This window comes from Nakamurella sp. UYEF19 (assembly GCF_040546275.1).
In the GTDB taxonomy this organism is placed as follows: Bacteria; Actinomycetota; Actinomycetes; order Mycobacteriales; family Nakamurellaceae; genus Nakamurella.
This window is the reverse complement of record NZ_JBEPNO010000003.1, coordinates 472,209-479,972: the sequence shown is the minus strand read 5'-3', so window position 1 is coordinate 479,972 and position 7,764 is coordinate 472,209. Positions and strand designations below refer to the sequence as shown.

General features: G+C 66.2%; 9 protein-coding genes. 5 read left to right on the top strand and 4 right to left on the bottom strand.

Annotation, left to right across the window (positions count from 1 at the left end; genetic code table 11):
• Positions 1 to 1,175, bottom strand: a 1,175-nt coding sequence (locus tag ABIB25_RS08350) for a DUF222 domain-containing protein (protein ID WP_354527961.1), incomplete at its 3' end; no start/stop codon positions are given.
• Positions 1,176 to 1,576: 401 nt separating this feature from the next.
• On the opposite strand from ABIB25_RS08350, the gene ABIB25_RS08345 reads away from it, so the two are divergent.
• Positions 1,577 to 2,566: a hypothetical protein gene (locus ABIB25_RS08345; RefSeq protein ID WP_354527960.1), complete on the top strand. Its 990-nt coding sequence runs from the start codon at positions 1,577 to 1,579 to the stop codon at positions 2,564 to 2,566.
• 41 nt (positions 2,567 to 2,607) lie between these two features.
• On the opposite strand, the gene ABIB25_RS08340 is transcribed toward ABIB25_RS08345, so the two are convergent.
• Both ABIB25_RS08340 and ABIB25_RS08335 read right to left on the bottom strand, forming a co-directional pair.
• Positions 2,608 to 3,456 (bottom strand): patatin-like phospholipase family protein, encoded by an 849-nt coding sequence (locus tag ABIB25_RS08340; RefSeq protein ID WP_354527959.1) that lies wholly within the window; start codon positions 3,454 to 3,456, stop codon positions 2,608 to 2,610.
• 79 nt (positions 3,457 to 3,535) lie between these two features.
• Positions 3,536 to 3,934 carry a RidA family protein gene (locus tag ABIB25_RS08335; protein ID WP_354527958.1) on the bottom strand — a complete coding sequence of 133 codons (399 nt, stop codon included), beginning with the start codon at positions 3,932 to 3,934 and terminating at the stop codon, positions 3,536 to 3,538.
• An 82-nt stretch (positions 3,935 to 4,016) separates the two neighbouring features.
• Here ABIB25_RS08335 and ABIB25_RS08330 point away from each other — a divergent pair, with 82 nt between their 5' ends.
• The gene (locus ABIB25_RS08330) at positions 4,017 to 4,220 is read left to right on the top strand and encodes a hypervirulence associated TUDOR domain-containing protein (RefSeq protein ID WP_354527957.1); all 204 of its coding nucleotides are present in this window, start codon (positions 4,017 to 4,019) and stop codon (positions 4,218 to 4,220) included.
• A 101-nt stretch (positions 4,221 to 4,321) separates the two neighbouring features.
• Here ABIB25_RS08330 and ABIB25_RS08325 read toward each other — a convergent pair whose 3' ends face one another.
• Positions 4,322 to 4,615, bottom strand: a complete 294-nt coding sequence (locus ABIB25_RS08325; protein WP_354527956.1) for a DUF4287 domain-containing protein — start codon at positions 4,613 to 4,615, stop codon at positions 4,322 to 4,324.
• A 280-nt stretch (positions 4,616 to 4,895) separates the two neighbouring features.
• Between ABIB25_RS08325 and ABIB25_RS08320 the strand changes: the two genes are divergently transcribed.
• The 3 genes from ABIB25_RS08320 to ABIB25_RS08310 all read left to right on the top strand — a co-directional run bounded on the left by ABIB25_RS08320 (position 4,896) and on the right by ABIB25_RS08310 (position 7,761).
• Positions 4,896 to 5,561: an HAD-IA family hydrolase gene (locus tag ABIB25_RS08320; RefSeq protein ID WP_354527955.1), complete on the top strand. Its 666-nt coding sequence runs from the start codon at positions 4,896 to 4,898 to the stop codon at positions 5,559 to 5,561.
• A 119-nt stretch (positions 5,562 to 5,680) separates the two neighbouring features.
• Entirely contained in the window at positions 5,681 to 6,886 is a 1,206-nt protein-coding gene (locus tag ABIB25_RS08315; RefSeq protein WP_354527954.1) for a sedoheptulose 7-phosphate cyclase, read from the top strand.
• Positions 6,883 to 7,761, top strand: coding sequence for an O-methyltransferase (locus ABIB25_RS08310; RefSeq protein ID WP_354527953.1), 879 nt, complete (start codon positions 6,883 to 6,885; stop codon positions 7,759 to 7,761). The genes ABIB25_RS08315 and ABIB25_RS08310 overlap by 4 nt, the downstream gene beginning before the upstream one ends.
• Positions 7,762 to 7,764: the final 3 nt, after the last annotated feature.

Below are 7,764 nucleotides of genomic sequence, written 5' to 3'. Positions count from 1 at the left end.
TCGGTACCCGAACCTCCGTCGGTACCCGAACCTCCGTCGGTACCCGAACCTCCGTCGGTACCCGAACCTCCGTCGGTACCCGAACCTCCGTCGGTACCCGAACCTCCGTCGGTGTCTGGTTCGGTGTCGGTGTCGGTGTCGGTGTCGGTGTCGGTGTCGGTGTTCGGGACGATCGGGTCCGCATCGCTGTCGGCGTTGCCGCTGTCGCGCGTGAATCCGTCGGCATGATCGTGGTCGTCCTCGATGTCGGCATCGTCCTCGACGTCGACGCGGGCGGAAGGATCTGTCGCAGCGCAGTTCTCACTGTCCGTGCTGGCGGTGCTGGCGGTGCTGGCGGTGCTGGCGGTCTCGCCGCTGCCGCCGGTGCTGGCGGTGCTGTCGGTGCTGGCGGTCTCGCCGCTGCCGCCGGTGCTGCCGGTGCCGGTGCTGCCGCTGCCGGTGGTGGGGGTGGTGGTGCTGGGGTGGGGTGCGGACAGTCCGTCGATGGCCTTTTTGACCACTTCGACGCTGTAGTCGTCCAGTTGCCCTTTGATCGGGGTCAACCCGGTGCGCAGGTTGCGGCGTCCGAAGCTGAATTCCATCTTGGCGGCGGCGGTTTCCTCGTCCAGGTCCCCGTCGGGGTCGGCTTTGTCCAGGACGCTGCGGCAGACCTTCTCGAAGGGGTTGGGGTCCAGCCGGGTGGCGTGGTCGACGAGGAAGTCCTCCCAGAATTCCAGGTCCTCCACCGGCAGCAGGGTGGGGAGTTTGGTCATGGTGGCGGTGATCAGTTTGATGTGTTCGCCAGTGAGGGTGCCGGCGGCCATCGCCGCCGCCAGGGCGGGCATTGCCGGTGGTAGGACGGCGCCGGTGTCGGTCTCGCGGGGGAGGACCTGCCGGGCGGCGTTGACCCGGCCGTAGGCTTCGGCGGGGGAGATGTTGAACTTTTGCCGCAGCAGCGCCGCGGTGCAGGTGCACCCGTATTTGGTGGCGATGTTCTCGCCGTCCAGTTCGCCGGCGAGGTGGACGTTGGCGGTGTACACCTGGTTGGCCAGTTGTTGCAGTTGCTTGCCGAGGGTGAGCATGTCGGCGTGTTGGATTCGCCACCACTGCGTTTCCCGCAGTTGCCCGACGACCCGCAGCGCGAGGTGCAGCAGGTCCTGGGTCTGCTGGGTGTCGGGGAATGCGGTGTCCTTCATGAACAAGACGTTATATCGGGGCACCGACAGTTCCCCTTTTCGCGGGAATACGGCGGTGGCCGACAAAGACTCTGCGACGCAAATGCTGGCCGATTGCGCTGATCATCTGTGACGGCGCGTACGAAGTCGTCTATTTCTGTCCCACCATTCCCAAAATCGGCAAGTTGATGAGCGCCTGCGAAGTTGATGAGCGCCTGCGAAGTTGATCAGCGCGGCAGCGGGCGAGGTTGATCAGCGCGGATGTGCGGGAAGTTGATCAGCGCGGCAGCGGGCGAAGTTGATCAGCGGGACAGTTCGGGAAGATGATGAGCGCGGATTCTGGCGGCGTGCAACCGACGGGCGGGCAAGAGACGTCTTGATGCTGGTGCCAGCATGCGGGCAGTCGCAAGAGGGAGGAAGTCATGCGAACGGTGAGGATGCTCTGCGCCGCGGTGATCGCCGGTGTCCTGGTCAGTTGCGCTGCCGGTGCGACAGTCGAGGCGCCTGCTCCTACCGGTCCTTCGAAGATTGCTACGGCGACCGGCAACAGTCCGGCCGCAAGCGACTCACCGATGGCCGGGACGGCCCTCGAAGTAGGCGTGATCGGATCGAAAGACCCCCACGAGGAGGCGACCATCCACCACGTCGAGCAGGTCTTCTCCCAGACGCCCTCGTTCCCGGGCGCGGTCAGCGTGAGTTCGGCTCCCGATCCGGGCCTGAACGATCCAACCGGTCCTGTACGACCGCCCACCTTCGTCCAGCGGAACGCTTTCTGGACATCGTCGATGAGCTCCGCCCAGTTCCACGACTGGCTGAACAGCCACCTTCCGCCGGCCTGGTCGCTCCCGGACGGCAACTCCGACGCGTTGGGCGATTGGGGCGCCGGCGGATCTTTCGAGCAGTATGTGGCCGGCCCGCGATCCGATGCACGGTGGACCTATTCGGCCGTCAACGTCTTCTGGGTGCCCTTCGGGAACGGTATCGCGATTCGCGTTGCGGCCCAGGCATACTGGGTCGCGACGCGCCAGGCGCAGGAGCGCATCGCGGACGTCGACAGCACTGTCGACGTCACCGTGTTCGCAAAGGACACCAGCTACACGACCGGCCCGATGCCGCCGACCGTGCGCCACACCGTGAGCGGGCGCAACGCGAAGAAGCTGCGCGACCTGGTCAACTCGTTGAACACGTGGACGGACACGGGAATTCACGGCTGCCTGGCCAACACCGGACTGACGGACGTGCTTGTCTTCCACGGCAATCCAGAGACCACCATCACCGTCCATTCGGACGGCTGCACCGGCTCCAGCTTCGTGACCGGCAGCCACACCTTCCCGCCGCTGGAGGACCAGGTCGTGCACGCCGAACTCGTCAGCATGCTCGGCCTCCCGCCGGAGTACGTCGGCTCATGGTGAAGCAGGACCTATGAGGGACTGCGGGACGGTTGTCCCGTTCGTCAGGCCCAGAACTCCTTGACCCGGTCGGCGACGCTGTTGCCCAGGGCGCGGCCGGCGGTCGCGGACGGCGCTCTGGTCGCCGGCGACAACGGATTGAGGCCAAAGGCCTCGAGCGCTGCGTCATCAGCGGAGACGACGAAGACGGTGGCGGGAGCCAGTTCGGCGATCTCCTGTGCGAGCTGATCGGCAAACGGTTCGGCCGTCGCCACGGCGGGCGTGATGATCAGCACCCGATCCGCCCCGAGGGCAAGGTCGGCGTTGGTACCCGAGCGCGTGCCACCGTCGATGTAACGCCGACCATTGATCGTGGCCGGCGGCCAGACCCCGGGCACCGCGCAACTGGCGGTCACGGCGTCGACCAGGTCGACGCCCGACTCGCGGGTGAAGACGACGAGCTCTCCGGTCTCGGCGTCGATCGCCGGGATGAGCACGGCCCGATCCGACCACTGCTGGACCAGAAGACGTCCACCCACCGCCCGTTTGCGCATCGCCTCGGTAACGGTGTCCGCGGCCAGCGCCAGTGCACCGATCCGACGGCGCATGTCCTCCGGGGACGTCGAGGCCGCGAGCGCCTCGGCGAAGGTGGCCATCATGGCCTCGAGATCGAAGTCGACCTCGATCTCGCTGCTGGTCGGCAGGAGCTGACGGTCGTAGAGCGACTGCAGATCTGTGCCGGTGGAAATCTGCGCAGCCACGGTCGAGCCGGCAGACGTCCCGACGACGAGGTCGGCGTCCTCGACCGGCGGCGCGAGATCGGTGGCGCCCTCACGGATGCCCAGCAGAACGCCGAGTTCCCAGGCGATGCCGGCTACTCCGCCGCCGGCGAGGACAAGTGCGCGCTGAACCATGGGCGAGAGTATTCCCTGCGGCGGCGATCGACCCCGCCCGGGCCGGGTCGATCAGGAAGCCCGGACCCGCGCAGGTCGGTCAGGCGGCCGCGACCAGCGCGACCTCGACCAGCCAGGCCGGCTGAGCCAGCGCGGGCACGGTGAGCAGCGTGCTGGCGACCCGGCGGCCACCCAGTGCGGCATCCCGAGCGGCCATCACCGTGGCCAGATCGGGTCCGGCAGCGGCCGCCGTGGTGACGTAGGTCGTCACGCTGACAACCGAGTCCACCGTCAGGTCGGCCCCACGCAGGATCGACGTCAGGTTGGCCCAGATCTGATTCGCCTGTTCCGCCAAGCCGTCCGGGACCGAACCGTCGGGCCGGACGGGCACCACCCCGGAGGTGTGCAGCCAACGGGTGACCCCGGTGGTCAGCACGGCGTGGGCATAGTTCGCTGCCGGCGGTGCGATGTCGGTCGGCATGATCGGGTGTGAGGGCACGTCGCCAGCGTATTGCTCGATGGCCGGAGGCGGATAGGACCGGACGCGGATAGGACAGGAGCGCTGGGGTACTGACCATCCCATGACGATCAGCAAGGGCGACAAGGTCTCCTGGAACACCTCACAGGGCTCGACCCACGGCGTGGCGCAGGAAAGAAAGGTCAAGGACTTCACCTTCGACGGGCAGCAGTTCAGGGCTTCGTCCGACGACCCGTACTGGGTCGTGAAGTCGGACAAGTCCGGCAAGGAAGCGGCCCACAAGGAGTCCTCGCTCGAGGCCACCTGAGTCGGCGGATCGGCGGCGCCGAGCGGATGTGCATCCGGCCGGGTCGAACGGGTCTGGCCGACCGGCCTGCGGTCGGCCGTCCCGGGTCAGCGGTTCTGCGGTCAGCCGGCTCGGCGGCCGGTCAGCCCGCCGAGTTCGAGCGTGTTGGACGCGTCGCTGTGTGGCCCTGCCGCTACCACGTGGGTGTCGCTGATCCGGGCGCCGTTCTTGATGACGTGCACCAGGGCCATGGCGTGGCCGCGACCGAGCCCGAAATCTTCTGCCAGCCAGCCGATGATGACACCGGTCTTCACCTTCGGATCGTCGTACCCCCGTGCATGGGCCAGTTCGACGAACTCGATCGGGGTGACGCCGGTGTTCTTCTCGATGTTGTCGAGATAGGCCCGGAACGACATGTGATCCTCCGTGTGACAGGGCCGGCGGTACCGGCATATCAATGCGTCGATCGGGACGACCTCAGATCGACACCCAGAGCGTGCGGAAGCGCGCTGCATAGTTTCGGCCCGGTTACCGGTTCGACGCAGCGGGCAGAACACAAGCGAACAGCGTGGCCGGTGGAGCCTTCCGCCGGCCACGCACCATCGGAGGTCACCCTGCGCGGCGACCGGTCCGGCTGGTCCGTAGTTCCGCAAGCCGCTGCCCGGTGCAGCCGTCGTCAGAATGGGTCGTTTCTCCATGTCAGCAATCCTTTTCGGGTCCATCAGCACCGTCGCCGATACCTCGGAATTGCAGAGGCAAGCATTCAACGAGGCATTCCAGGCGCACGGGCTCGACTGGAAGTGGGATCGCGACGAATACCGCGACCTGCTCTCCAAGAGCGGCGGCCAATCCCGAATCGACGCCTACGCGCAGTCACTCGGGCAGACCGTTGATGCGAAAGCGTTGCACGACAGCAAGTCCAAGATATTTCAGGAGAGACTGGCCACGGCGGATCTGGTCCCACGCGAGGGCGTCGTAGACACCATCAAGGGGGCCAAGAGTGCGGGCTGGAAGGTCGGGCTGGTGACGACCACGTCCCGCGCCAACATCTCGGCCATGCTGGAGGCCCTGGGGCCGGAGGTGCAGCTGCGCGACTTCGATGTCATCGTCGACGTCTCCGATGTCGATCAGCCGAAGCCGGACGGGGCGGCCTACTCCTTTGCTCTGCACAGTCTGGGCGAGCTGGCCGAGGACTGCGTTGCGATCGAGGACAACGTCGACGGCGTCCAGTCCGCCGTCGCGGCCGGCCTCGTCTGCGTGGCTTTCCTCAACGAGAACACCGCCCGGCATGACGTCGTCGGCGCCGAACGCCGAGTCGACCGGTTGGATGCCCAGGAACTGCGCCAACTGGCACGACGGTAGTCCACCTGCCCTGGATTCCAGGGCTCACCGCACCCACCGCCGTCCGGCGACGAGCGGAATGCTTTCGACTCACGCCGGGCCACCTACTACGACGACCGATGAACTGGAGAACACCGAACATGACGGACAACCCGCAACCGAGCTTCACGGCCACCGAGACGGCCTTCCACGTCCAGGCCTACGAGAAGATCGACTACTCGCTGCTGATGGTCGACGGCGTGTTCAAGATCGACAACTCCGAGATCGCTGACAGCTATCGGCCATTCGGCCGGTGCCTGATGGTGGTCGACAACACCGTCTACGGCCTCTACGGCGAGCAGATCCATGCCTACTTCAGCCACCACCAGATCGCGCTGACGGTGTTCCCGGTCGTCATCCGGGAGACCGACAAGACCTTCGGGACGGTCGAGCGCATCGTCGACGCCTTCGGTGAATTCGGGCTGCTGCGCAAGGAGCCGGTACTGGTGGTCGGTGGCGGTCTCACCACCGACGTCGCCGGCTTCGCCTGCGCGGCCTACCGCCGCTCCACCAACTACATCCGGATCCCGACCACGTTGATCGGGCTGATCGATGCCAGCGTCTCGATCAAGGTCGCGGTCAACCACGGCAAATCCAAGAACCGGCTCGGCGCCTTCCACGCTTCACAGCAGGTGATCCTCGACTTCTCGTTCCTCAGGACCCTCCCCATCGACCAGGTCCGCAACGGCATGGCCGAGCTGATCAAGATCTCCACAGTGGCCAACGGCGGCATCTTCGATCTGCTGGAGAAGTATGGGGAAGACCTGCTGCACACCAGGTTCGGGCATCTGGACGGAACGCCGGAGCTGCGTGAGATCGCGAACCGCGTCACCTACGACGCGATCAACACCATGCTGACCCTCGAGGTCCCGAACCTGCACGAGCTCGATCTGGATCGGGTCATCGCATTCGGGCACACGTGGAGTCCGACGCTGGAACTGGCACCGGATGTGCCCTTCTTCCACGGGCATGCGATCAGTATCGACATGGCGCTGTCCACCACCCTGGCCGAACAACGCGGGTACCTGGCCGTCAGCGAACGGGATCGCATCTTCTGGCTGATGAGTCGACTCGGCTTGTCGCTGGACAGCCCTCATCTCACGCCGGAACTGCTGCAGTACGCGTCCGACTCCATCCTGCAGACCAGAGGGGGCCAGCTGCGGGCGGCTGTCCCCCGTCCGATCGGAACCTGCTACTTCGTCAACGATCTCACGACGGAAGAACTGGGTGGTGCACTCGAGGCCCATCGTGAGGCGGCCGCGAAGTATCCTCGCGGAGGAGCCGGCGAAGACATGTTCACCGCATGACCAGCGTGGTGGATGCCGAGCAGATCCGGTCCGGGGCGGCTTCCGCGGTCTCGGCGCCCGGTTCGCCGAGACCCGTCACCCCGGTGGGGATCGTAGCGGGGCGTCTGGAAGGACTCCTGCGCAGGTTCGACAAGAGGCACGGGCCGGACGACCCGATGGTGTTGGAGCTGCGCGAGATTCTCGAGCTGGCCTCGGGTCTGGATCCCTATCTGAGTCGGTGGACGACCCCGGAGTCGGCGTCTCTGCAGAGGCTTTCCCAGGCAACCGAGGACGAGGACTGGTCTCAGCATTCGAACCCTGATGTACCAGGGCATCTCGAACAGGAGATGCTCTCTGGGCATGTCGAGGGCCAGGTCCTGAAGATGCTGGTGCACGCGACCCGAGCACGCCGCGTGCTCGAGATCGGTATGTTCACCGGCTATTCCGCACTTGCCATCGCCGAGGCGCTGCCTCCGGACGGACGGGTCATCGCCTGCGAGATCGATCCCGAAGTTGCCGCCTTCGCGCAGCGCTGCTTCCTCGATTCCGCCGATGGCGACAAGATCATCGTCGAGGTGGGGCCGGCATTGCCGACCCTGCAGGCATTGTCGCGCCAGGGTGAGGCCTTCGACCTGGTCTTCATCGATGCGGACAAGGCCGGCTACCTCGACTACTTCGAAACGCTGCTCGATGCTGGGCTGCTGGCTCCGCACGCCCTCGTCTGCGTCGACAACACGCTGATGCAGGGTCAGCCGTGGACGGCGGGTGAAGCGACCGCCAACGGCGCGGCGATCGCCGGGTTCAACCGGGCCGTTGCCGCCGACCCACGGGTCGAACAGGTGATCGTCCCGCTGCGGGACGGACTGACCTTGATCCGGCGGGTCGACACCGCCTGAACC

What these genes read in the sequence shown, in the direction of transcription:
- ABIB25_RS08320 (WP_354527955.1), top strand. Translation starts at nt 4,896, where the DNA reads ATGTCAGCAATCCTTTTCGGGTCCATCAGCACCGTCGCCGATACCTCG.
- ABIB25_RS08315 (WP_354527954.1), top strand. Translation starts at nt 5,681, where the DNA reads ATGACGGACAACCCGCAACCGAGCTTCACGGCCACCGAGACGGCCTTC.
- ABIB25_RS08340 (WP_354527959.1), bottom strand. Translation starts at nt 3,456, where the DNA reads ATGGTTCAGCGCGCACTTGTCCTCGCCGGCGGCGGAGTAGCCGGCATC.
- ABIB25_RS08325 (WP_354527956.1), bottom strand. Translation starts at nt 4,615, where the DNA reads ATGTCGTTCCGGGCCTATCTCGACAACATCGAGAAGAACACCGGCGTC.
- ABIB25_RS08330 (WP_354527957.1), top strand. Translation starts at nt 4,017, where the DNA reads ATGACGATCAGCAAGGGCGACAAGGTCTCCTGGAACACCTCACAGGGC.
- ABIB25_RS08310 (WP_354527953.1), top strand. Translation starts at nt 6,883, where the DNA reads ATGACCAGCGTGGTGGATGCCGAGCAGATCCGGTCCGGGGCGGCTTCC.
- ABIB25_RS08345 (WP_354527960.1), top strand. Translation starts at nt 1,577, where the DNA reads ATGCGAACGGTGAGGATGCTCTGCGCCGCGGTGATCGCCGGTGTCCTG.